The 22,614-nt window shown below is 71.1% G+C and carries 19 protein-coding genes; all 19 read left to right on the forward strand.

The features are described from left to right. The first annotated feature begins 201 nt into the window (after window positions 1-201). The 19 genes from wecB to K311_RS0106355 all read left to right on the forward strand — a co-directional run bounded on the left by wecB (window position 202) and on the right by K311_RS0106355 (window position 22,610). On the forward strand, window positions 202-1,308 hold the full coding sequence (wecB, locus tag K311_RS0106265; protein ID WP_043796943.1) for a non-hydrolyzing UDP-N-acetylglucosamine 2-epimerase: 1,107 nt from the start codon (window positions 202-204) through the stop codon (window positions 1,306-1,308). After that, window positions 1,301-2,920, forward strand: a complete 1,620-nt coding sequence (locus K311_RS0106270) for a heparinase II/III family protein (protein WP_026816605.1) — start codon at window positions 1,301-1,303, stop codon at window positions 2,918-2,920. Before wecB ends, K311_RS0106270 begins: the two co-directional genes overlap by 8 nt. Then, window positions 2,917-4,182: a glycosyltransferase family 4 protein gene (locus tag K311_RS0106275; protein WP_026816606.1), complete on the forward strand. Its 1,266-nt coding sequence runs from the start codon at window positions 2,917-2,919 to the stop codon at window positions 4,180-4,182. The genes K311_RS0106270 and K311_RS0106275 overlap by 4 nt, the downstream gene beginning before the upstream one ends. Continuing rightward, window positions 4,183-5,193, forward strand: coding sequence for an NAD-dependent epimerase (locus K311_RS0106280; RefSeq protein WP_026816607.1), 1,011 nt, complete (start codon window positions 4,183-4,185; stop codon window positions 5,191-5,193). It abuts the gene before it with no gap. A 99-nt stretch (window positions 5,194-5,292) separates the two neighbouring features. Beyond that, window positions 5,293-5,766 carry a VanZ family protein gene (locus K311_RS0106285; protein WP_026816608.1) on the forward strand — a complete coding sequence of 158 codons (474 nt, stop codon included), beginning with the start codon at window positions 5,293-5,295 and terminating at the stop codon, window positions 5,764-5,766. A 219-nt stretch (window positions 5,767-5,985) separates the two neighbouring features. After that, entirely contained in the window at window positions 5,986-7,506 is a 1,521-nt protein-coding gene (locus tag K311_RS15705; RefSeq protein ID WP_043796940.1) for an MATE family efflux transporter, read from the forward strand. Next, entirely contained in the window at window positions 7,499-8,650 is a 1,152-nt protein-coding gene (locus K311_RS15710) for a glycosyltransferase family 4 protein (RefSeq protein WP_043796939.1), read from the forward strand. Before K311_RS15705 ends, K311_RS15710 begins: the two co-directional genes overlap by 8 nt. Continuing rightward, on the forward strand, window positions 8,647-9,828 hold the full coding sequence (locus tag K311_RS0106300) for a LegC family aminotransferase (protein ID WP_026816609.1): 1,182 nt from the start codon (window positions 8,647-8,649) through the stop codon (window positions 9,826-9,828). Before K311_RS15710 ends, K311_RS0106300 begins: the two co-directional genes overlap by 4 nt. Then, entirely contained in the window at window positions 9,825-11,012 is a 1,188-nt protein-coding gene (locus tag K311_RS0106305; RefSeq protein ID WP_026816610.1) for a UDP-N-acetylglucosamine 4,6-dehydratase, read from the forward strand. The genes K311_RS0106300 and K311_RS0106305 overlap by 4 nt, the downstream gene beginning before the upstream one ends. Next, window positions 11,012-11,692, forward strand: a complete 681-nt coding sequence (locus K311_RS0106310) for a sugar transferase (protein WP_026816611.1) — start codon at window positions 11,012-11,014, stop codon at window positions 11,690-11,692. The genes K311_RS0106305 and K311_RS0106310 overlap by 1 nt, the downstream gene beginning before the upstream one ends. Then, entirely contained in the window at window positions 11,689-12,468 is a 780-nt protein-coding gene (locus K311_RS0106315) for an acyltransferase (RefSeq protein ID WP_026816612.1), read from the forward strand. Before K311_RS0106310 ends, K311_RS0106315 begins: the two co-directional genes overlap by 4 nt. Beyond that, window positions 12,465-13,475, forward strand: a complete 1,011-nt coding sequence (locus K311_RS0106320; protein ID WP_026816613.1) for an NAD-dependent epimerase — start codon at window positions 12,465-12,467, stop codon at window positions 13,473-13,475. Before K311_RS0106315 ends, K311_RS0106320 begins: the two co-directional genes overlap by 4 nt. Window positions 13,476-13,576: 101 nt before the next feature. After that, entirely contained in the window at window positions 13,577-14,299 is a 723-nt protein-coding gene (locus K311_RS15715) for a polysaccharide biosynthesis/export family protein (protein ID WP_081683313.1), read from the forward strand. 19 nt (window positions 14,300-14,318) lie between these two features. Next, a complete protein-coding gene (locus K311_RS15720) occupies window positions 14,319-16,598 on the forward strand; it encodes a GumC family protein (RefSeq protein WP_043796936.1) in 2,280 nt (759 codons plus the stop codon). A 7-nt stretch (window positions 16,599-16,605) separates the two neighbouring features. Next, entirely contained in the window at window positions 16,606-18,225 is a 1,620-nt protein-coding gene (locus K311_RS0106335) for a J domain-containing protein (RefSeq protein WP_154659467.1), read from the forward strand. After that, window positions 18,212-19,549, forward strand: coding sequence for a tetratricopeptide repeat protein (locus tag K311_RS0106340; protein ID WP_026816615.1), 1,338 nt, complete (start codon window positions 18,212-18,214; stop codon window positions 19,547-19,549). The genes K311_RS0106335 and K311_RS0106340 overlap by 14 nt, the downstream gene beginning before the upstream one ends. Window positions 19,550-19,679: 130 nt before the next feature. Next, window positions 19,680-20,123 (forward strand): hypothetical protein, encoded by a 444-nt coding sequence (locus tag K311_RS0106345; protein ID WP_026816616.1) that lies wholly within the window; start codon window positions 19,680-19,682, stop codon window positions 20,121-20,123. Window positions 20,124-20,229: 106 nt separating this feature from the next. Next, a complete protein-coding gene (locus tag K311_RS0106350) occupies window positions 20,230-21,606 on the forward strand; it encodes an O-antigen ligase family protein (RefSeq protein WP_043818006.1) in 1,377 nt (458 codons plus the stop codon). Next, window positions 21,603-22,610, forward strand: coding sequence for an NAD-dependent epimerase (locus tag K311_RS0106355; RefSeq protein WP_026816618.1), 1,008 nt, complete (start codon window positions 21,603-21,605; stop codon window positions 22,608-22,610). The genes K311_RS0106350 and K311_RS0106355 overlap by 4 nt, the downstream gene beginning before the upstream one ends. Window positions 22,611-22,614 lie beyond the last annotated feature (4 nt).

The following is a 22,614-nucleotide window of genomic DNA, read 5'->3' on the forward strand; positions in this document are numbered from 1 at the left end:
CGTCGTCGGTGCGCCCGCCAAGCCGGTGTCACGGGTCTAGGTGAGGTACGAACTGATTCGCTTGCTTATGTGTGATGCGTGCAATCCACCTGGATAGCTGAAAGATTGACAATCACGTAGCCAAGCGGAAGTGAGAACCGGTGCTCCCTGGCGCGCCGGTCTGGCAGAGAGGCAGATTCCGCTGAACTCATTGGGGAAGTCGTGAGCACACGTTCCAGATTGATCGACATCATCGCCGGCGCGCGCCCGAATTTCATGAAGGTCGCGCCGCTCATCAAGGCATTGCAGGCGCGTGAGGCCGAAGGCGGCCCGCTGCGCTACCGGCTGGTCCATACCGGCCAGCATTACGACCCGCGCATGTCGGGCGAGTTCTTCGCCCAGCTCGGTATCCCGGAACCGGACGTCAACCTCGAGGTCGGCTCCGGCACCCAGGCCGAGCAGGCCGCCGGGATCATGGTCGGCTACGAGAAGCTGCTGCTCGCCGCGCCCAGCCAACTCTGCCTGGTGGTCGGCGACGTCACCTCGACGATGGCCTGCGCGATCGCCGCGCAGAAGCTGCACGTGCCGGTGGCGCACGTCGAGGCCGGCATCCGCTCCGGCGACTGGGGCATGCCGGAGGAGATCAACCGGATGGTGACCGACGCGATCACCAACTGGTTCTTCACCACCAGCGAAGTCGCCAACGCCAACCTGCGCGCCGCCGGCATCCCCGACGAGCGCATCTTCTTCGTCGGCAACACGATGATCGACACGCTGCTGGCGAACATCGACCGGCTGCGCCCGCCGGCCTTCGTCGACGAGCTCGGCCTGCAGGCCGGCGGCTATTTCGTGCTGACCCTGCACCGGCCGTCGAACGTCGACACCGCCGGCCACTTCGCCAACCTGCTGCAGGCCATCGCCGAGGCCACCCGCGGCCTGCCGGTGGTGTTCCCGGTGCATCCGCGTACCGCGAAGACCCTGCGCGAACTCGACGGCTTCCCACCGTCGATCCACCTGGTCGACCCGCAGCCCTATCTGGAGTTCAACTGGCTGGTGAAGCACGCCAAGGGCGTGATCACCGACTCCGGCGGCGTCACCGAGGAGACCACGGTGACCGGCGTGCCCTGCATGACCCTGCGCACGACCACCGAACGCCCGGAGACGGTGACGATCGGCACCAACGAACTGCTCGGCACCGACCCGGCGGCGCTGAAGCCGGCGCTGGACCGGCTGTTCGCCGGTGAGTGGAAGGGCGGCGCGATCCCGGAGCTGTGGGACGGCAAGACGGCGCCGCGCATCGTCGCCGCGCTGGAGAAGCTCCTTGCCTGATGCGACGCAGCCCGAGGCGGCCGCTTCCGGCGCCTTGTCCCGCTACTGGCACACCCTGCGCTGGCTGAAGCCGGTGCAGATCTACGGCCGCGCCTGGTTCCGGCTGGCGCGGCCGCGCCCGGACCAGTCGCCGCCGCCGGCGCTGCGCATACCGGCGACGCATTGGCAGCGCTGCGCCCGCGCGGCGTCGATGACCGGGCCGCGCAGGCTGCGCTTCCTCGGGGTCGAACGCGAACTCGCAGGGCCCGGCGACTGGAACCGCGCCGACTGGCCGAAGCTGTGGCTGTACAACGCGCACTACTTCGACGACCTCGCCGCCGACGACGCCGACGCGCGTGCCGGCTGGCATCGCGAGCTGATGCGGCGCTGGATCGCCGAGAATCCGCCGCCGGCCGGCAACGGCTGGGAGCCGTATCCGGCTTCGCTGCGGATCGTCAACTGGATCAAGTGGGCGCTGGCCGTCGAAGCGCTGGCGCCGGAAGCGGTGCACAGCCTCGCCGTGCAGGCGCGCTTCCTGCGCCGCCGCCTCGAGATCCACCTGCTCGGCAATCACCTGTGGGCGAACGCCAAGGGCCTGCTGTTCGCCGGCGCCTTCTTCAGCGGTGACGAGGCCGCCGGCTGGCTGCGCAAGGGCGCGGCGATCCTGCGCCACGAACTCGACGAGCAGATCCTCGCCGACGGTGGCCACTTCGAGCGCAGCCCGATGTACCACGCGATCCTGCTCGAGGACGTGCTCGACCTGCTGCAGCTCGACCGTGCCTTCCCGGGCGCCTTGCCTGTCGACCTGGTCGCGACGCTGGCCGCCGCCGCGCCGCGCATGCTGCGCTGGCTGCGGGTGATGAGCCACCCCGACGGCGAGATCGCCTTCTTCAACGACGCCGCCTTCGGCATCGCCCCGCGCCTGGCCGAGCTGCAGGCCTATGCCGCCGCGCTCGGCATCGCCTTCGACACCGCGCCGCTGGCCGAGATCGAGGCATTGCCCGACTCCGGTTACGTGCGCCTGCAGGCCGGCCCGGCGGTGCTGATCGCCGACATCGCCCCGGTCGGGCCGGACTACATCCCCGGCCACGCCCATGCCGATACCCTGTCCTTCGAGCTGTCGCTGCACGGGCGCCGGGCGCTCGTGAACGGCGGCATCTCGACCTACGACGCCGGCCCGCTGCGGCATCGCCAGCGCCGCACGGCCGCGCACAACACCGTGACCGTCGACGGCGCCGATTCGTCCGAGGTCTGGGGCGCGTTCCGGGTCGCCCGCCGCGCCCGGCCCTTCGATGTCGCCTGGCGGCGTGAAGGCGACACGCTGGTCGTTCACGGCGCCCACGACGGCTACCGGCGTCTGCCCGGGCGCGTGTACCATGCGCGCACCTGGCGACTGGACGAACACGGGCTGGAAGTGCGCGACGCACTCACCGGCCGCTTCTCCGGAGCGACCGCCAGGTTCCGCTTCGCACCTACCGACCCGCCGCCGCTCACCTGGAGCTCTTCGGCTCCCGCGGCGATCGAGGCCGGCGCGTGGTATCCGCGCTTCGGCGCCGAATCGTCCTGCGAGGTCCTGACCGTCCACGGCGACGGCCCGGCCTTCGCCACGCAATTCGCCTGGACCCGACAATGAAGATCCTGTTCCTCTCGGACAATTTCCCGCCCGAGGGAAATGCGCCGGCGACGCGGCTCCACGAGCACGCGATGCGCTGGGTGCGCGCCGGTCACGAGGTGACGGTGATCACCTGTGCGCCGAATTTCCCGGAAGGCAAGCTCTTCCCCGGCTACAGCAACCGCTGGCGCCAGGTCGAGGAGCTCGACGGCATCCGCGTGGTGCGGGTGAAGACCTATATCACCGCCAACGAGGGTTTCCTCAGGCGCACGCTCGACTACCTGAGCTTCATGCTGATGGGCTTCTTCATGGGCCTGTTCGAGCGCCGCCCCGACGTGGTGGTCGCGACCTCGCCGCAGTTCTTCTGCGCGCTCGGCGGCTGGATGCTGGCGGTGGCCAAATGGCGGCCGTTCGTGTTCGAGCTGCGCGACCTGTGGCCGGCCTCGATCATGGCGGTCGGGGCGATGGAGAAGAGTTTCGCGATCCGGATGCTCGAGAAGCTCGAGCTGTTCCTGTACCGCCGCGCCGACCTGATCGTCTCGGTCACCGAAAGCTTCCGCCACGACCTGGTGGAACGCGGCATCGACGGCGACAAGATCGAGGTCGTGGTCAACGGCGTCGACCTCGACCGTTACGAGCCGCGGCCGCGCGATCAGGAGCTGGAGGCGGAGTTCGACCTCGCCGGCAAGTTCGTCGCCGGCTACATGGGCACCCACGGCATGGCGCATGCGCTGCCGAAGGTGCTGGAAGCCGCCGAGCTGCTGCGCGACCGCGACGACATCGTGTTCTTCTTCGCCGGCTCCGGCGCCGAACGCGCCAAGGTCGAGGAGATGGTCGCGGAGCGCAGCCTGGACAACGTCCGCCTGATCCCACGCCAGCCGAAGGAGCGCATGCCGGCGCTGTGGAGCATCTGCGACCTGTCGATCGTGCCGCTGCGCGACACGCCGGTGTTCGCGACGGTGATCCCGTCGAAGATCTTCGAGTCGATGGGCATGGGCGTGCCGATCCTGATCAGCGTGCCGGATGGCGAGGCGACCGGCATCGTCCGCCGGTCCGCCTGTGGTGTGCAGGTGGCTCCCGAAGATCCCGCTGCGATGGCGGACGCCATTCGCGGTCTTGCAGATGATCCGGTCAGGCTCGAAAGACTGCGCACTAACGCCAGTTCGGCCGCGGTCGAGTACTCGAGAGAAACGCAGGCTGAAAGAATGTTGAGGTTGATGGAGCGGACGGCCGAGATGGGGCCTGTCCTGGAAAGTTTCGCCAATGATCAAGGGGATCAATAGATGAAGGTTCTTGTCACCGGTACTGCCGGTTTTATCGGCAGTCACGTCGCGCAGGTTCTGTTGTCGCGCGGCGACGAGGTCATTGGCTTCGATAGCCTCAATGACTACTACGACGTGTCGCTGAAGCAAGCCCGCCTGGCGCGCTTGCTGGATCAGCGCGGTTATACCCACGTGCAGGCGGACCTTTCCGACCGGGCGGCTGTCGAGAATGTATTCGCGACACATCGACCGCAGCGGGTCGTGCATCTCGCGGCTCAGGCCGGAGTTCGCTACGCGGCCCAGAATCCGCACGTCTATGTGTCCAGCAATGTGACCGGAACGCTGCACATCCTCGAGGGATGTCGCCACCACGGTGTGGAGCACTTGGTTTTCGCGTCGACGAGTTCGGTGTACGGCGCGAACCGCGCGATGCCGTTCAACGAGCACCAGGGCACCGAGCACCCGTTGACCCTGTACGCAGCTACCAAGAAGGCCAACGAGATGATGGCGCACTCCTACGCCCATCTTTACGGCTTCCCGTGCACCGGCCTGCGCTTCTTCACCGTCTACGGCCCGTGGGGCCGCCCGGACATGGCGCTCTTCCTGTTCACTAAGTCGATCCTGGCTGGTGAGCCGATCAAGGTTTTCAACCACGGCCATCACCGCCGCAGCTTCACCTATGTCGACGACATCGTGGAAGGCGTCGTGCGCGCGCTTGATTGCCCGCCGGGGAAGGACGCGGCCTGGGACGGCATGAATCCCGATCCCGCTACCAGCGGCGTTGCGCCGTACCGCATCTTCAACATCGGCAACGAGCAGCCGGTCGAACTGCTCCGCTACATCGAGGTGCTCGAGGAATGCCTCGGCCGCAAGGCGAAGATGGAGATGCTTCCGCTGCAGGCCGGTGACGTGCCGGATACGGAAGCCGACGTCTCCAGCCTGGTCGATGCCGTCGGCTATCGGCCGCAGGTGAGCGTCGAGCAAGGCGTCTCGAACTTCGTTGCCTGGTATCGGGACTACTACCGCGTGTAGCAGGGCGGCCGCGGCGACCCGGTAATCGTTTTGTGACAAGGATTGCCGGTTCACACCGAACCGGTCACCTTGTCCCGCCATGCGCCGCCGGACCCCCCGTTGAGCTTCCCCGAACTCCTGACCCTCGCCAGCGCGCTGCTGCTGAGCGTCTGGCTGTCGCTGCGGGCGCCGCCGCGGGTGCGCATCGTCGTCGTGATCGCGGTGCTGCTGGTGTCGGCGGCGATGTTCCTGCCGCTGGAGACGCTCGAGCAGGCCTTCGGCCGCCGCAACGTGCGCTGGCTCGGCAAGCGCCTCGCCGGCACGCCGTTCGACGTCAGCGTGATGGCGCATTTCCTCGCCTTCGCCGGCCTGGCCGCGGTGCTCTGGCTGTCGCGGCCGGACTGGCGCGGCTGGCGGGCGGTCGGGGTGCTGGTGGCGCTGGCGGTCGCCGGCGAGCTGATGCAGGGCATCGGTGCCTACCGGCAGGCGCGGCTGGATGACGTCTTCACCAACCTGCTCGGCAGCGCTGCCGGCCTGGCCGTGGCCCTTCCGATCGCCTGGTGGCGGGGCAGGGGGCCGCCGCCTCCGGCCTGAGCCGCCCGACCGGCGCTCCCCGGAATGAATCCGGGTCATTCGCGAATGAATCCGGACCCTTCCGGAATGAATCCGGCTCCTTCGCGAATCACTCCAGGACATTCGCGAATGGATCCGGCCCCTTCCGGAACGACTCCGGGACCTTCGCGGATCCGCCGGGACCCGCTGCGTCCCCCCGATATGGTAAGGATGGGCACCGACGGGACCCGGGGGAGCCTGTTGAGCCTGCTACGCGCGGCCGGGCGCAATGCGCTCGCCAACTACCTGCACTTCGCGGTGACCACGGTCGTGACCCTGGTGGCCAGTCCGCTGCTGGTCCAGTACCTCGGGCCGGTGGCCTTCGGGCTGTGGCGCGCGCTGCAGCGGATCATGGATTTCGGCACCGTCGCCGACGGCCGCGCGACCCAGGCGCTGAAGTGGCTGGTCGCCCGTGGCGTCGAAGCCGGCGACGACCACGCCCAGCGCCAGGCGGTCGGCAGCGCGCTGATCGTCTGGGCGCTGTTCCTGCCGCTGTCGCTGCTGGTCTGCGGCGGGCTGGTGTGGGCGCTGCCGCATCTGATCGCCGGCGTGCCGCCGGAGCTGGCGGCGCCGCTGCGCTGGGCGGCGGTGCTGCTGGCGCTGAACCTGCTGCTGATCCCGCTGCTCGGGGCGCCGGACGCGGTGCTGGTCGGCACCAACCAGGGGCATGTGTCGGTGCTGCTGCGCGCCGGCCTGTTCGCGGCGTCGAACGCGGTGATGCTGGTCGCCGCCTGGCGCGGGCACGGCCTGCCGGTGCTGGCGGCGATCGTGCTGGCGAGCTCGCTGCTGTTCGCGCTGCTGATCTGGCGGCAGGCGCGGCGGCGGGTGCCGTGGTTCGGCGTCGCCCGGCCGACGCGGCCGCAGGTGCGCGGCTTCTTCGGTTTCAGCGGCGGCGTGGTGCTGTGGTCGGTGGTCGTGAAGCTGCTGCTGGCCAGCGACCTGCTGCTGATCGGGTTCCGGCTCGGCGCCGGCGCGGTCACCGACTACGTGTTCACCGCCTACGCGGCGCAGGTGGCGATCAGCCTGGCCTTCATGACCGGCAGCGCGTCGATGCCCGGGGTGGGGCGCCTGGTCGGCGGCGGCGATGCCGCGCGGATCGCCGCCGCCGCCGCCGGCGTGCGCGACCTGACCCTGTTCCTGGCAGTGCTGCTGTGCGCCGGCGCGCTGCTGTTCAACCGCCCCTTCGTCGCCCTGTGGGTCGGCGGCGAACACCACCTCGGTGGCCTGTTCGAGTTCCTGATCGTGCTCGAGGCGCTGCAGCTGATCCTGATCCGCAGCGAGGCGCAGTTGCAGGACCTGGGCCTGCGCATCGGCCGCCGCGTCGGCATCGGCGTGGTGGCGACGGTATTGGCGCTGCTGCTGGGCGACCTCGCCTGGCGGCTCGTGGGCGAGGTCTGGGCGATCCCCGCCGGCGTGATCGCCGGGCGGCTGCTGATGTCGCTGCGGTTCCCGCGCCTCGCCGCGGCGGTGGTCGGCCCGGCGCTGCGCGGCCAGTGGCTGCGCACGCTGGCGGGGGTCGCGCTGGTCGGCGCCTGCGGGCTCGCCGCCGAGTGGCTGTATGCGGGCGCGGCGCCGCTGCGGCCGGCGACGCTGCTGGCGCTGCCGGTGTTCGCCGGGGTGGTGGCGGTGGCATGGTTCGGCTTGCTCGGCGCCGCCTCGCGCCGGCGCCTGCTCGGACTGCTGCCCTGGCGGCGCCGGCCGACGGAGAACGGACATGCCTGAGCCGATCGCGCTGGTGATCGCCAGTTACCCGGAATCGCTGACGGTGTTCCGTGGCGACCTGCTGCGCGACCTGCGCGCACAGGGCTTCGCCGTGCACGTGGTCGCGCCGGGGCTGCAGGCGTCGCCGGCGGTGACCGCGATCCTGCGCGGCTGGGGCGTGCACTGCCACGACATCGCCTTCGCGCGCACCGGCACGAATCCCTTCGCCGACGCCCTGCTGCTGTGGCGGCTGTACCGCCTGCAGCGGCGGCTGCGGCCGGCGCTGATGCTCGCCTACACCATCAAGCCGGTGGTCTACGGCCTGCTCGCGGCCTGGCTGGCGCGGGTGCCGCGCCGCTACGCGCTGATCACCGGCCTCGGTTACGCGTTCGCCGACGGCCGCGGCGGGCTCGCGCGCATCGCCCGCGGGCTCTACCGCGCCGCGCTGCGGCGCGCCGATGCGGTGTTCTTCCAGAACCCGGACGACCAGGCCCTGTTCGCCGGCGAAGGCCTGCTGGCGCCGGGGCAGCGCACGCAGGTCGTCGCCGGCTCCGGCGTCGACGTCGACCATTTCGCGCCGGCCCCGCTGCCGGCGGGACCGCCGGTGTTCCTGCTGATCGCGCGCCTGCTGGTCGCCAAGGGCGTGCGCGAATACGCGGCGGCGGCGGCGCGGGTGCGGGCGCGGCATCCGCAGGCGCGGTTCCGGCTCGCCGGCTGGATCGACGACAACCCCGATGCGATCGCCGCCGGCGAGCTCGAGGCCTGGATCGCCGCCGGCACGCTCGAGTTCCTCGGCCGCCTCGACGATGTCCGTGGCGCGGTTGCAGATTGCACGGTGTATGTGCTTCCCTCCTACCGGGAGGGGACGCCACGCACGGTACTCGAGGCGATGGCGATGGGGCGGCCGGTCATCACCACCGACGCACCCGGCTGCAGGGAGACGGTGATCGACGGGGAGAACGGTGTCCTCGTCGCGCTGCGTTCGGTCGACGCCCTCGAGGCGGCGATGCTGGAATTCGTAAGAGACCCGGACCTCGCCCCGCGCATGGGGCGACAGGCTCGCAGGATCGCGGAGGACAGGTATGACGTACGCAAGGTCAATGCGGTGATGTTGCGCGAAATGGGCATGGCGCCCATCGTCAGGGACGGCCCCACCATGGGGTGACCGCAGATGGGCCGGCGGCAGAGGACCTGCTCGGGCACATACGGCGGGAATACGGTGACGGCGAGGTTGCGCTGCACCGGCCGGTCTTCGTCGGCGACGAGCGTCGCTGGCTGCGCGAGTGCGTGGAATCCAACTTCGTGTCGACCGCCGGCAGCCTGGTCGGCGAGTTCGAGCGCCGGCTCGCGGCGTTCACCGGCGCCGCGCACGTGGTCGCCACCGTCAACGGCACCTCGGCGCTGCACCTCGCGCTGCGCGTCGCCGGCGTCGAGCGCGGCGATGAGGTGCTGACGCAGGCGCTGAGCTTCGTCGCCACCGCCAACGCGATCGCCTACACCGGCGCCGAGCCGGTTTTCCTCGACGTCGACGCCGACAGCCTCGGGCTCTCGCCGGTGGCGCTGGCGGCGTGGCTGCACGAGCACGCCGAACGGCGCGACGACGGCCGCGCCTGGAACCGCCGCAGCGGACGCCGCATCGCCGCCTGCGTGCCGATGCACACCTTCGGCAATCCGCTGCGCATCGCCGCGGTGGTGGCGATCTGCGCGGCGCACGGCATTCCGGTGGTGGAAGACGCCGCCGAGGCGCTCGGCAGCCGCGCCGGCGACCGCCACGCCGGCACCTTCGGCGCGCTCGGCGTGCTCAGTTTCAACGGCAACAAGGTGATCACCACCGGCGGCGGCGGCGCGGTCCTGACCGACGACGCCGCGCTGGCCGCCCGCGCACGCCACCTGGGCACCACCGCGCGCTGCGCGCATCCCTACGAGTTCGTGCACGACGAAGTCGGCTTCAACTACCGCCTGCCCAACCTCAATGCAGCGCTGGGCTGCGCCCAGATGGAGTCGCTGCCGATGATGCTGACGATCAAGGCCGAGGTGGCCGCGCGCTACCGGCGCTTCTTCCGCGACCGCGGCGTCGCCTTCGTCGAACCCTTGCCGGACACCAGCAGCAACCACTGGCTCAACGCGATCGTGCTGGCCTCGGCCGAGGACCGCGAGCCGCTGCTCGAAGCCACCGCCCGCGCCGGCGTCATGACCCGGCCGGTCTGGCGGCTGCTGTCGCAGCTGCCGATGTACGCGCACTGCGCGCACGACGGCCTGGCGGTGAGCCGCGAACTGGCGCCGCGGCTGCTGAACCTGCCGTCGAGCGTGCCCGAGCGCGAGTTCGCGAGGCTGCGGCCGTGAACCTGCTGGCACTGCTCGGCCGCGACGGGCCGATGTTCGACACGGACATCGGCCGCCACGAGGAGGAGCTCACGGCGCAGGTGCGCGCCGGCCGGTTCCTGGTGATCGGCGGCGCCGGCTCGATCGGCCAGGCGGTGACCCGCGAGATCTTCCGGCGCCGGCCGAAGGTGCTGCACGTCGTCGACATCAGCGAGAACAACACCGTCGAACTGGTGCGCGACCTGCGCAGCACCCTCGGCTACATCGACGGCGATTTCCGCGCGTTCGCGATCGACTGCGGCGGCCGCGAGTTCGCGGCGCTGATGAATTCCGTCGACGGCTACGACGTCGTCTTCAACCTGTCGGCGCTCAAGCACGTGCGCAGCGAGAAGGACCCGTTCACGCTGATGCGGCTGGTGCGGGTGAACGTGCTCGACACCCTGCGTACGCTCGAACACGCGCAGCGCGCCGGTGCCCGCCGTTACTTCAGCGTGTCGACCGACAAGGCCGCCAACCCGGTGAACATGATGGGCGCCAGCAAGCGCCTGATGGAACGCTTCCTGATGCGCGCCAGCGCGCGCATGCCGGTGTCGACCGCGCGCTTCGCCAATGTCGCGTTCTCCGACGGATCGCTGCTGCACGGTTTCGAGCGGCGCCTGGCGAAAGGCCAGCCGATCTCGGCGCCGAACGACGTGCGCCGCTATTTCCTGACGCCGCAGGAAGCCGGCGAGCTGTGCCTGGCCTCGGCCCTGCTCGGCGACAACCGCGACGTGTTCTTCCCGAAGTTCGCCGACACGATCGCGCCGGCGCGCTTCTCCGACATCGCGGTGCGCTTCCTGCAGGCGCGCGGCTATGTTCCTTACGAATGCGCCGACGAGGACGAGGCCCGCGGCCGCGCCGCCGAGCTGATCGCGCAGCGGCGCTGGCCGGTCTATTTCTTCGCCAGCGACACCACCGGCGAGAAGGACGTCGAGGAGTTCTACACCGGCGACGAGGACCTGGACCTGGCGCGCTTCGAGGCCATCGGCGTGATCCGCGCCCGCCCGGACCACGACCCGGCGCGGCTCGACGCCTTCCTGCAGGCGATCGAGGAACTGCGCCGGCGCCCGCGCTGGGAGCGCGGCGACCTGGTCGAACTCTTCAAGCGCACCTTGCCGGAGTTCCGCCACCAGGACACCGGCCGCTTCCTGGACGGGAGGATGTGATGCAGCGGGTATTCGACATCCTGCTTTCCGGCTTCGCGTTGCTGGTCTTCCTGCCGCTGATGCTGCCGGTGATGCTGGCGCTGCGCCTGAGCGGCGAGGGCGAGGTGTTCTTCGTACAGTCGCGGATCGGCCGCCACGGCCGCCCGTTCGGTCTGTACAAGTTCGCGACGATGCTGCGCGACAGCCCGTCGATGGGCACCGGCACCGTGACCCTGAAGGACGACCCGCGGGTGCTGCCGATGGGGCGCTTCCTGCGCCGCTACAAGATCAACGAGCTGCCGCAGCTGCTCAACGTGCTGCGCGGCGACATGAGCCTGGTCGGGCCGCGGCCGCAGACCACGCGCTGCTTCGAGGCCTACCCGGAACGCTCGCGCGCGGCGATCCTGCAGGTGCCGCCGGGGATGTCGGGCATCGGCGCGATCGTCTTCCACGACGAGGAGCAGCTGCTGCAGGACGGCGCCGCCGAGGACCTCTACGACCGCGTGATCATGCCGTACAAGGGACTGATCGAAGAGTGGTACGTGGCGCGGCGCGGGCTGCGCGTCTACCTGGCCTGCCTGGCGCTGACGGTGTGGGTCGTGCTGCGGCCGCGCTCGGGCGCGGTGTGGACGCTGTTCCCGGACCTGCCGCCGCCGCCGCCGGAACTGGCGGCTCCGCTCGCCTGGAGGGACCGCCGGTGAAGCTGGTTTTCGACGAGAGGATGGTCCGCCACATCCGCGAGGCGCGGATCGCCGAGCACGGCCGCGACTCCAGGCTGCTGGCGCTCGCCGAGCGCCTGCTGGCCAATCCGCTGCTGCGCTGGCCGCTCGGGATCTTCGAGCATGTCGCCGGCTTCCTGCTGGCGCTGCCGATACCGCTGTATGCCGGCGTCGTCGGCTTCGTGGCGACCCACATGCGCGGGTTGCCGGCCTACGGCGGCATGTACGTGCGCGCGCTGTACTGGCGCCGGAAGCTCGGGCGGATGGCGCCGAACGTCTTCATCGACCAGGGCGTGTTCTTCGCGTTCCCGCGGGCGGTGCGCCTCGACGAGTTCGCCTACATCGACAAGAACGTGCTGCTGATGAGCCGCACGGTGAAGGTCGGCCGGCGGGTGCACATCGCGCCGCGGGTGTTCGTCAGCGGCGGCGGCGATTTCGAGATCGAGGACTACGCCTGCATCGCCACCAACACCAATGTGATCACCTCCACCGAGGTGCTCGCCGACGGCGCCCGCTGCTCCGGACCGATGGTCAGCGCCGCGCAGCGCAAGGTCTTCCGCGGCAAGGTGCTGATCCGCCGCGACGCCTTCATCGGCGCCGGCGCGACGCTGCTGCCGGGGGTCGAGATCGGCACCGGGTCGGTGGTCGGGGCCGGCGCGGTGATCACCCGCGCCACCGAGCCCTGGGGCATCTACGTCGGCGCGAAGGCGGTGCGGCTCGGCGACCGCGAACCGGTCAGGCACGGGGACGATCCATGAAGATCCTGGTCACCGGCAGCGCCGGCTTCATCGGCCACCACCTCGCGGCGGCGCTGCTGGCGCGCGGCGACGAGGTCGTGGGGCTCGACAACCTCAACGACTACTACGACGTGGACCTGAAGCGGGCGCGGCTGGCGCGGCTGGCGGCATCGCCGGGCTATTCGCACGTGCATGCCGACCTCGCCGACCGCGCCGCGGTGGAGGCGCTGTTCGCCGGCCACCGGCCGCAGCGGGTCGTGCACCTCGCGGCCCAGGCCGGGGTCCGCTACGCCGCCGGCAACCCGCACGTGTACGCGCAGAGCAATGTGGTCGGCATGCTGCACGTGCTCGAGGGCTGCCGCCATCACGGCGTCGAACACCTGGTGTTCGCCTCCAGCAGCTCGGTCTACGGCGCCAACCGGCGCATGCCCTTCACCGAGGGGCAGGGCACCGAGCACCCGCTGACGATGTACGCGGCGACCAAGAAGGCGAACGAGATGATGGCGCACGCCTACGCCCACCTCTACGGCTTTCCCTGCACCGGCCTGCGCTTCTTCACGGTCTACGGGCCCTGGGGCCGGCCGGACATGGCGCTGTTCCTGTTCACCCGGGCGATCCTCGCCGGCGAGCCGCTGCGGGTGTTCAACCACGGCCGCCACCGGCGCAGCTTCACCTACGTCGACGACATCGTCGACGGCGTCGTCCGCGTGCTCGACAACCCGCCGGCGCCGGATCCGGACTGGTCGGCCGACGCGCCGGACCCGGCGGTGAGCGGGGTGGCGCCGTACCGGATCTTCAACATCGGCAACGAGCAGCCGGTGGAACTGCTGCGCTACATCGAAGTGCTGGAGCAGTGCCTGGGCCGCAAGGCGGTACTGGAACTGCTGCCGCTGCAGCCCGGGGACGTACCCGACACCGAGGCCGACGTCGGCCGCCTCGCCGACTGCCTGGGCTACCGGCCGCGGGTGCCGGTGGAGGAGGGCGTGGCCCGATTCGTGGCCTGGTACCGCGATTACTACCGTCTCTGAGCCCGTCGCCCCACGGCAACAGCCTTCAGGGCCCATCACGCGACGGTTTTTGCGGCATTGCCCCGACGGGGCATAATCCGGCGTCCCCCTGCGGAGTTCCCATGAGAAGCCACCTGATACGGGCCCTGCTCGTGCTCGCCGTCCTCCTGCTGTCCGCCTGCGTGACCAGCAACACCGGCAACCTCCGCGCCGGCAACGCCCGCGCCGTGGTCGCGGCCGAGTCGCTGCCCGCCCCCGACAGCACCGGCGCCGGTGGCGCCTACACCGGCGTGCCCGACTACCGTATCGGTGCCCTCGACCTGTTGCAGGTCAGTGTCTTCCAGCTCGACGCGATGAGCCGCGAGGTCCGCGTCAACTCGTCGGGCATGATCTCGCTGCCGCTGATCGGCGCGGTCGCCGCCGGCGGCAAGACGGTGCCGGAGCTCGAGCAGGAGATCGCCTCGCGACTCACCGAGGACTACCTGCAGAACCCGCAGGTCAGCGTCTTCGTGAAGGAGTACACCAGCCAGCGCGTCACCGTCGAAGGCGCGGTGAACAAGCCCGGCATCTTCCCGATCACCGGCCGCACCAGCCTGCTGCAGGCGGTGGCGATGAGCGAGGGCCTGACCCCGCTGGCCGACCCGGGCGCGGTGGTGGTGTTCCGCACGATCGGCGGCCAGCGGATGGCGGCGCTGTTCGACCTGCGCGAGATCCGCGCCGGCAACGCCGAGGACCCGCAGGTCTACGGCGACGACATCATCGTCATCGACCAGTCCGGCCCGCGTACCGCCCTCAAGACGATCACCGAGAGCCTGCGCGGCATCGTTGGTTTCCGCACCTTCTGATTCCTGGACCCCCCGGCCAATGACTGACGCCATCGATACCAACGACGCCTCCGGCCTTCCCACCCCCGCGGGGCAGCCGAACCGCCAGCTGGCGCTTCCGCGAGACCGGCCGCTGAGCACCGAGGTCTCGCCGCCCGAGAACGGCGACGGCGGCGACGAAATCAGCCTGCTCGACTACTGGCGCGTCATCGTCAAGCGCCGCTGGACGGTGCTGGCGACCCTGGCCATCGTGCTGGTGACGGCCCTGGTCGGCACCCTGCTGATGACGCCGATCTACCGCGCCTCGGTGACCCTGCAGATCGAGCGCGACACCATGCAGGTCGTGCAGGTCGAAGGCTTCACGCCGGAGGAATCCGGCGTCGGCGGCGACTTCTACATGACCCAGTACGAGTTGCTGAAGAGCCGCTCGCTGGCGCAGCGGGTGATCAGCGAACTCGACCTCGAGAACGACCCCGCCTACCAGGCGATGACCGCGCCCTCGCCGTGGAAGGCGCTGTTCGGCTCCGGCGGCGGCGACGAGGACACCGTGGTCGATGCCGCGGTCGCCGAGGCCGCCGAGTCCGACCGCCAGAGCGCGATGATCACCGCGTTCCTGAACCGGCTGAGCGTCGAGCCGGTGCGCAATTCGCGCCTGGTGCGGGTGCACTTCGACAGCCCGGACGCGGCGTTCTCGCAGCGGGTGATCAACGCGCTGGCCGAGGCCTTCATCGCCAGCAATCTCGAGCGCCGCTTCGAGGCTTCGTCCTACGCCAAGACCTACCTGGAAGAGCGGCTCGAGCAGCTGAAGATCAAGCTCGAGGATTCGGAGAAGGAACTGGTCGCCTTCGCCCAGCGTGAGCGCATCGTCGATTCGTCCAACGGCACCCCGCTGCCGGCGCAGAGCCTGGCCGAACTCAACACGGCGCTGGCCAAGGCCCAGGACGAGCGCATCCGTGCCGAGGCGCGCTGGCGCCAGGCCGAGGCCGCCAGCGGCATGGGCCTGAGCTCGGTGCTCGGCAGCACGATCATCCAGACCCTGCAGGAAACCCGCGCCGGGCTGCAGGCGCAGTACCAGGAGAAGCTGAGCGTCTTCAAGCCGGCGTTCCCGGAAATGCAGCAGCTGCAGGCGCAGATCGACGAGCTCGACCGCCTGATCGCCACCGAGGTCGCCAACATCAAGCTCTCGATCCGCGCCGAGTACCAGGCGGCGCTGGCGCAGGAGCAGCTGCTGCGCAACCAGATCAACACGGTCAAGGACGAGGTGCTGGATCTGCAGAGCCGCAGCATCCAGTTCAACATCCTGCGCCGCGAGGTCGACACCAACCGCCAGCAGTACGAGGCGCTGCTGCAGCGCTACAAGGAGATCGGCGTCGCCGGCGGCGTCGGCACCAACAACATCTCGATCGTCGACAGCGCCGAGCGCCCGCGCTTCGCGCACAGCCCGAGCCTGGGCCTGAACCTGGCGATCGGCCTGCTGCTGGGCCTGTTCCTCGGCATCCTGCTGGCCTTCCTGTTCGAGCTGATCGACGACAGCCTGAAGAGCCCGGAGGACATCGAGCGCCTGCTCGGCCAGTCGGTGCTCGGCGTGATCCCGCGCCTGAAGGCGCCGATGACCCCGGCGCAGGCGCTGGCCGACCCGCGCTCGGCCTTCGCCGAGGCCTACCGCTCGGTGCGCACCGCGCTGCAGTTCTCCACCGATACCGGGGTGCCGCGCTGCCTGCTGGTGACCAGCGCGACCCCGTCCGAGGGCAAGTCGACCACCGCGCTGACCCTGGCCCGCAACTTCGCCGAGCTCGGCAAGCGGGTGCTGATCATCGACGGCGACCTGCGCAATCCGTCGCTGCACCGGATGATTTCCAGCGACAACAGCACCGGCCTGAGCAACTACCTCGCCGGCGCCGCGAAGGCCGTCGACGTGATCCGCCCGACCGACGTCCCGAACCTGAGCTTCATGCCGACCGGCCCGCTGCCGCCGAACCCGGCCGAGCTGCTGATGGGCGCCAAGATGGTGGCGCTGGTGCGGGTGGCCAGCGAGAAGTACGACCAGGTGATCATCGACGGCCCGCCGGTGATGGGCCTGGCCGACGCCCCGATCCTGGCGAACATGGCCAGCGGCACGCTGCTGATCGTCGAGGCCGGCTCGACCCGCATCTCGGTCGCCCGCAATGCGCTCAAGCGCCTGTACGCGGCGCGCGCGCACGTGATCGGCGCGCTGCTGACCAAGTACAGCTCGAAGCAGGGCGGCTACGCCTACGGCGGCTACAGCTACTACTCGTACGGCGCCTCCGGCGAGACGCAGAAGCAGCTGGGAACGCGCTGAGGACGCCATGAGCCCCGGGACCCGGCAAGACGCGCGCGCCCGGACACCGGCCGGCACGCAGGCACTGGAACAGGCGCTGGCCTGTCACCGGGTGCCGGCCTTGCTGGCGGCGGCGCTGGCGCGGCCGCTGCCGCCGGACATGACGGTGCTGCTGCGGATCGTCGCCGGCGACGAGGCGCTCGCCGCCAGTTCGGCGCGGGCCTGCGGCGAGCCCGTCGAGACGGTGGTCGAGGCGGCCTCGTTCTACATCCAGCAGCTGCAGTTCCTGCCGCAGGCCGACAGCTACCGGGTGCTCGGCGTCACCCCGGACGCGGCCGACGCGCGGATCAAGGAGCATTACCGCCTGCTGGTGCACTGGCTGCACCCGGACCGCAACCACGATGGCTGGGAGAGCGCCTACGCCGACCGGGTGAACCGGGCCTGGCAGGACCTGCGCACGCCGGCCCGCCGCCGCGCCTACGACGCCGAGCGCCAGCACCCGGCGCCGGCCTACGACTACCCGCCGCCGCCGTCGCCGGCGCCGCGGCTGCTGATGCTGCACGAGACGGCGCCGCCGGCGCCGGCCCGGCGCGGCCGCTACCTGCCGCAGATCGTGGTGTCGATGCTGGCGCTGGTGGCCGCCGGCATCCTCGGCATCATGTGGTACGGCCGCAACCTCGGGCAGGCGCGGCCGATCGCGCCGCCGGCGAGCATCGCCCCGGTGCCGGCGCCGGAGAACGCGGCGCTGGCGGCGCTGCAGGCTGGCGAGGCCGGCGGCATCGACCTCGCCGCGGTGACCGAAGCGGGCGAGGCCGAACTTTTCGCGGTCGCCGATCGCGTGGTGATCGCCCCCGTCGACCCGGCCCATCACGACGATGTGCCCGCGGCGGCGCCCGCGCCGCGCCATGCGAAGGACGACGGCATCGCCCTCCCGGCGCCGGCGCTCGCGGCCCCGGGGGCCGGTACCGAGCGGCTGCCGTCGCCAGCGCCGTCGCCAGCGCCGGCGCCGGCGCAGGCGCCGGTGCGCGTCGCCCCGGTCGCGGAGTCCGCGGCGGTGGCGGCCGCGCCGATGGCTCCTGCGGAGACGCCGCCGGCCCCGCGCCCGGTGGCCGTCGCGCCGGGGGCCAGCGCGCCCGCCCCGGCGCCCATCGCGGCGCCGGTCGCGGCGCCGCCCGTGGCTGCTGCGCCTGCCGTTGCCTCGCCGGTCGCTGCCTCGCCCTTCGCTGCCTCGCCCGTCGCTGCCGCGCCTGCCGCCACCGCGGCGCCGGCCCCGGCCGACGCCCTCGGCATCGACGACGCCCGCGCCCAGACCCTGATGCGCCAGTTCGAGGCCGCCTATGCCGCCGGCGACCTCGAACTGCTGATGTCGCTGTTCACCCGCGACGCCCGCAACAACCGCGGCGGCCGCGACGCCATCGCCGCCGACTACCGCGACCTGTTCGAGAACTCGCGCAAGCGCGAGCTGAGCCTGGTGCCGACCGCGCTGTTCCAGCGCCAGCACGGGGTCACCGTGCTCGCCCGCTACAACGTTTCGGTGCGCAAGCCGGGGCTGTGGCTGCCCGACCGCAGCTCCGGGGTCATCCGCTTCGAACTGGTGCTCGACGAGGGGCTCGTGAAGATCGCGCAGGTGCTGCATGAGGTCGACTGAGGGCAGCGTCCACGGCCGGCTGGCGCTGGCCGCGATCGCCGCAGTGCTGCTGTTCGCCGGCTGGCGGGTGCTGGCCCTGGGCATGGCCGACCAGCTCGCCGGCGTCGATCCGGCGCGGGCGCTGCAGTGGCGCGGCGACCACCCCGGCGCGAACCTGCGCCAGGCCGAGCGCCTGGCCGCCGCGACCGGCGCGGTTCCCGCGGCGGGCGAGGGCGCGGCCAGCGACGACGCCGATGCGGCCGTGGCACCGGCCGCCGCCGCTTCCGCGGTTGCGGATCCTGCTGCCGCGGCAACCGCCGCCGAACACGCCCGCGAGGCCCTGCGCCGCGAGCCGCTGGACGGCCGGCCCTTCCGCGTCCTCGCCCAGCTGGCCGCCGCCGCCGGCGACCGTGAGCGCGCCGCCTTCCTCAATGCCCTGGCGATCCGGCGCACGCCGCGTGACCTGTCGGCCCAGGCCTGGCTGGTCGATTACCACCTGAGCCGCGGCGAAGTCGCGCCGGCCCTGGCCCGCGTCGATGCGCTGATGCGGGTGTCGCCGCCGCTGGTCGCGAAGCTGACGCCGCTGATGGCGCAGCTGGCGGCGGTGCCGGCGGCCCAGCAGGCGCTCGCCGAACTGCTCGGCCGGCAGCCGCCGTGGCGGCAGCGGGTGGTGATCGCGATCGCCCGCGACGCCGCCGACAGTCTCGCGGTCGCGCCGCTGATGGATGCCCTGCGCAACGGCCCCGGCGGCCTGTCCGACCTCGAACTGGGCGCGTGGACCGACCGCCTGGTGCGCGACGGCCAGATCGGCAAGGCCTACGTGACCTGGGCCTCGACCCTGCCGCCCGAGCACCTGCAGCGGCTGGGCAACGTCTACAACGGCAGCTTCGAATGGGCGCCGCGGCGCGGCGGCTTCGACTGGCGCTTCACCCGCATCGCCGGCGCCCGCATCGACCGCCTCGCGGTCACCGGCGCCGACGGGCAAGTCGCGCTGCGGGTCGCCTTCGAGGACCGCCGGGTGCCGTTCTCGCACGTGCGCCAGTTGCTGGCGCTGCCGCCGGGCAGTTACCGGCTGACCGGCCGCGCGCGCCCGCAGAACCTGCGCACCCAGCCCGGCCTGGTCTGGGAAGTCGCCTGCTTCAGCCGCCCGGGCACGCCGCTGGCGCGGACCGCGCCGCTGAAGGGTCACGGCGACTGGCGCAGCTTCGAGGTCGACTTCGAGGTGCCGGCCAACGGCTGCGTCGGCCAGTGGCTGGTTCTGCGCCACCCGGCGCGCATCGCCGCCGAGCAGCGGATCGGCGGCCATGCCTGGTTCGACGACCTGCGCATCACCCGTGTCCGTTGATCCCCGCGAGCCGCGTAAGACTTTCACGCAGCGTGACGAACTGCTTGCTTCAAGCCCGGAAGCGGGGTTATTCTCGCGCCCAGTTTCGCCATCAACCATGAAACGGCCTCGAGCCGCCTGGAGACCGACCATGACCAAGATCCATCGCGCCCTTGTCGCTGCCGCCCTGTTCGCAGCCGCCCCGGCGTTCGCCGCCGCGCCGCTCGCCTCGATCGACGGCATCGAGGGCACCGTGCTGGTCAAGGCCGGCGACGAGTTCGTCACCGCCACCGACGCCCAGGCCCTGCAGGCCGGCGACCAGGTGATGCTGATGGAAGGCGCCAGCGCCCAGATCACCTTCAACGACGGCTGCGTCCTCGAAGCCCAGCCGGGTTCGATGATCGTCGTTCCGGAGCAGTCGACCTGCGCCGGCGCGCAGCTGGCGATGCAGCCGGTCGGCGCCCAGTTCGCCCAGGCGGTCGGTGAGGGTGGTGCCGGCGTCTCGGCGCTGACCCAGGCCCTGATCATCGGCGGCGTCGTCCTGACCGTCGGCTTCGTGGTCGAAGGCGACGACGACGAGCCGGTCAGCCCGTAAGCGCTGATCGCCCGTCGAAGAAAAGGGCCGCTTTCGAGCGGCCCTTTTTCGTTGTGTCGTTTAGACTCGGCTCTCCCCCGCGACGCCGACTCTCCGTGAGGCACGGATGCCAGCTGCCGACTCCCGAAATCTGCATGCGACGCTGAGCCTGCTGCTGTTGCTGGCCTGTCTCGTGCTGGGCGGCGGCCAGGGCACCCTCGGCGACACCTTCTGCCAGCTGCTGGCCCTGCTGCTGATCGGGGTGGTGGTCTGGCGCCATGTGCAGTCACCCGCCGCGCGCCTGCCGGCGATCGCGTGGCTGGTCGCGCCGCTGCTCGCCTTGCCGCTGCTGCAGCTGCTGCCGCTGCCCGAAGGCCTGTGGAACGCGGTGCCGGTGCGCGCCGCGCTCGGCGAGGACCTCGCCGCCGCCGGTGTCGAGTCGCCGCTGCACCGGATCAGCCTGTCGCCGGTGGCGACCGAGCGTGCGCTGTACTGGCTGCTGCCGGCGGTCGCGCTGTACCTGGCGACGCTGCAGATGGACCAGCGCCGGCGCAATGCGCTGCTGATCGTGCTGGTCGCGGTGGCGGTGGTGTCGGTCGTGCTCGGCATCGCCCAGCTCGGCGCCGGCCCGGATTCGCTGCTGCGCCCGTACGCGATCACCAACGAGAGCGAGGCCGTCGGCCTGTTCGCCAACCGCAACCACTTCGCCGGCCTGCTCGCGGTCGCGCTGCCGGTGGTGGTGATCGGCACCGCCCTGCTGCGCGAGGCGCACATCGAGAGCGGCCGTTCGCGCGGCGGGGTCGACGTCGCGGTCGGCGCCGGCGTGGTGATCCTGCTGATCCTCGGCATCGCGATGGCGCGTTCGCGCGCCGGCCTGCTGATGGGGATGATCGCTTTCATCGCCAGCGGCATCGTCGTGACGATGCTGTCGCGCCAGCGCGGCGGCCGCCGCTGGCTGCTGCTGGCGATCGCTGCCGGCCTGGTGCTGAGCATCCAGTTCGCGCTGATCGGCATCCTGAAGCGGCTCGAACGCGATCCGCTCGACGACGCGCGTCTGCTCTACCTGCCGGCGGTGCTCGAAGTGGCCGACGAACACCTGCCCTGGGGCGCTGGCCTCGGCAGTTTCCGGCGCGCGTTCGAAGCCTCCGATCCCGCCTTCGGCAGCAGCTTCGTGAACCACGCCCACGACGACTACATCGAGCTCTGGCTCGACGGCGGCTGGCCCGCCGCGGCGGTGGTGCTGGTCTCGGCGGCCGGCGTCGTGGTCTGGCTGCTGCGCCGGCGCCGCCTGCTCGCGGCCGGTGAAGGCCGCGACCCGCGTGTGCGTGCACTGGCGCGTGCCGCCGGCATCAGCCTGCTGCTGCTCGGCGTGCATTCGCTGGTCGACTATCCGTTGCGCACGACGGCGATGCTGGCGACCGCCGGCGTGCTCGCCGGCATCGCCCTGATGCCGCCGCGCCGGGGCAGGGAAGGGAATTCGCAAGGAGCGCCATCGCACACATGAAAGTCCTCGTCACCGGCAGTGCCGGGTTCATCGGTTCCCACGTCGCCCATGTCCTGCTCGACCGCGGCGACGACGTCATCGGGCTGGACAACCTCAACGACTACTACGACGTCGGCCTGAAACAGGCGCGGCTCGACCGCCTGCTCGCGCGGCCCGGCTACACGCACGTCGCCGGTGACCTCGCCGACAGGGCCACGGTCGAGCAGCTGTTCGCGAGCCACCGGCCGGAGCGGGTCGTGAACCTGGCCGCCCAGGCGGGCGTGCGCTACGCGGCGCAGAACCCGCACGTCTATGCGGCCAGCAACCTCACCGGCTTCCTGCACGTGCTCGAGGGCTGCCGCCACCACGGCGTCCAGCACCTGGTGTTCGCCAGCACCAGTTCGGTCTACGGCGGCAACACCGCGCTGCCGTTCAGCGAGCACCAGCCGACGGAACACCCGCTGACCTTCTACGCCGCGACCAAGAAGGCCAACGAGGCGATGGCGCACAGCTACGCCCACCTCTACGGCCTGCCGTGCACCGGCCTGCGCTTCTTCACCGTCTACGGGCCCTGGGGCCGGCCGGACATGGCCTTCTTCAGCTTCACCCGGGCGATCATCGAGGGGCGGCCGATCCCGGTGTTCAACCACGGCCACCACACCCGCGACTTCACCTACGTCGACGACATCGTCGCCGGTGTCGTCGGCGCCCTCGACCGTCCGGCCGCGGCCGCTGCCGGCTGGCGCGGCGACGCGCCGGATCCGGCGACCAGCAGCGCGCCCTGGCGCATCTACAACATCGGTAATGCGCGCCCGGTGCAGCTGCTGCGGTACATCGAGCTGCTCGAGAAAGCGATCGGCCGCAAGGCGGTGATGGAGCTGATGCCGATGCAGCCCGGCGACGTGCCCGACACCGCCGCCGACGTCACCGACCTGATGGCCGATACCGGCTATTCTCCGTCCACTCCGGTCGAAGTCGGCGTGCCGCGGTTCGTGCAGTGGTACCGCGACTATTACCGTGTCTGAAGAA

Source organism: Arenimonas composti TR7-09 = DSM 18010 (assembly GCF_000426365.1).
Taxonomy (GTDB): Bacteria; Pseudomonadota; Gammaproteobacteria; order Xanthomonadales; family Xanthomonadaceae; genus Arenimonas; species Arenimonas composti.

Excerpts from the sequence above, each read along its gene's own strand:
- K311_RS0106320 (WP_026816613.1), top strand. The coding sequence starts at position 12,465 with ATGAAGATCCTGGTCACCGGCAGCGCCGGCTTCATCGGCCACCACCTC.
- K311_RS15720 (WP_043796936.1), top strand. The coding sequence starts at position 14,319 with ATGACTGACGCCATCGATACCAACGACGCCTCCGGCCTTCCCACCCCC.
- K311_RS0106340 (WP_026816615.1), top strand. The coding sequence starts at position 18,212 with ATGAGGTCGACTGAGGGCAGCGTCCACGGCCGGCTGGCGCTGGCCGCG.
- K311_RS0106350 (WP_043818006.1), top strand. The coding sequence starts at position 20,230 with ATGCCAGCTGCCGACTCCCGAAATCTGCATGCGACGCTGAGCCTGCTG.
- K311_RS0106335 (WP_154659467.1), top strand. The coding sequence starts at position 16,606 with ATGAGCCCCGGGACCCGGCAAGACGCGCGCGCCCGGACACCGGCCGGC.
- K311_RS0106345 (WP_026816616.1), top strand. The coding sequence starts at position 19,680 with ATGACCAAGATCCATCGCGCCCTTGTCGCTGCCGCCCTGTTCGCAGCC.
- K311_RS0106310 (WP_026816611.1), top strand. The coding sequence starts at position 11,012 with ATGCAGCGGGTATTCGACATCCTGCTTTCCGGCTTCGCGTTGCTGGTC.
- K311_RS15710 (WP_043796939.1), top strand. The coding sequence starts at position 7,499 with ATGCCTGAGCCGATCGCGCTGGTGATCGCCAGTTACCCGGAATCGCTG.
- K311_RS0106280 (WP_026816607.1), top strand. The coding sequence starts at position 4,183 with ATGAAGGTTCTTGTCACCGGTACTGCCGGTTTTATCGGCAGTCACGTC.
- K311_RS15715 (WP_081683313.1), top strand. The coding sequence starts at position 13,577 with ATGAGAAGCCACCTGATACGGGCCCTGCTCGTGCTCGCCGTCCTCCTG.
- K311_RS0106275 (WP_026816606.1), top strand. The coding sequence starts at position 2,917 with ATGAAGATCCTGTTCCTCTCGGACAATTTCCCGCCCGAGGGAAATGCG.
- K311_RS0106355 (WP_026816618.1), top strand. The coding sequence starts at position 21,603 with ATGAAAGTCCTCGTCACCGGCAGTGCCGGGTTCATCGGTTCCCACGTC.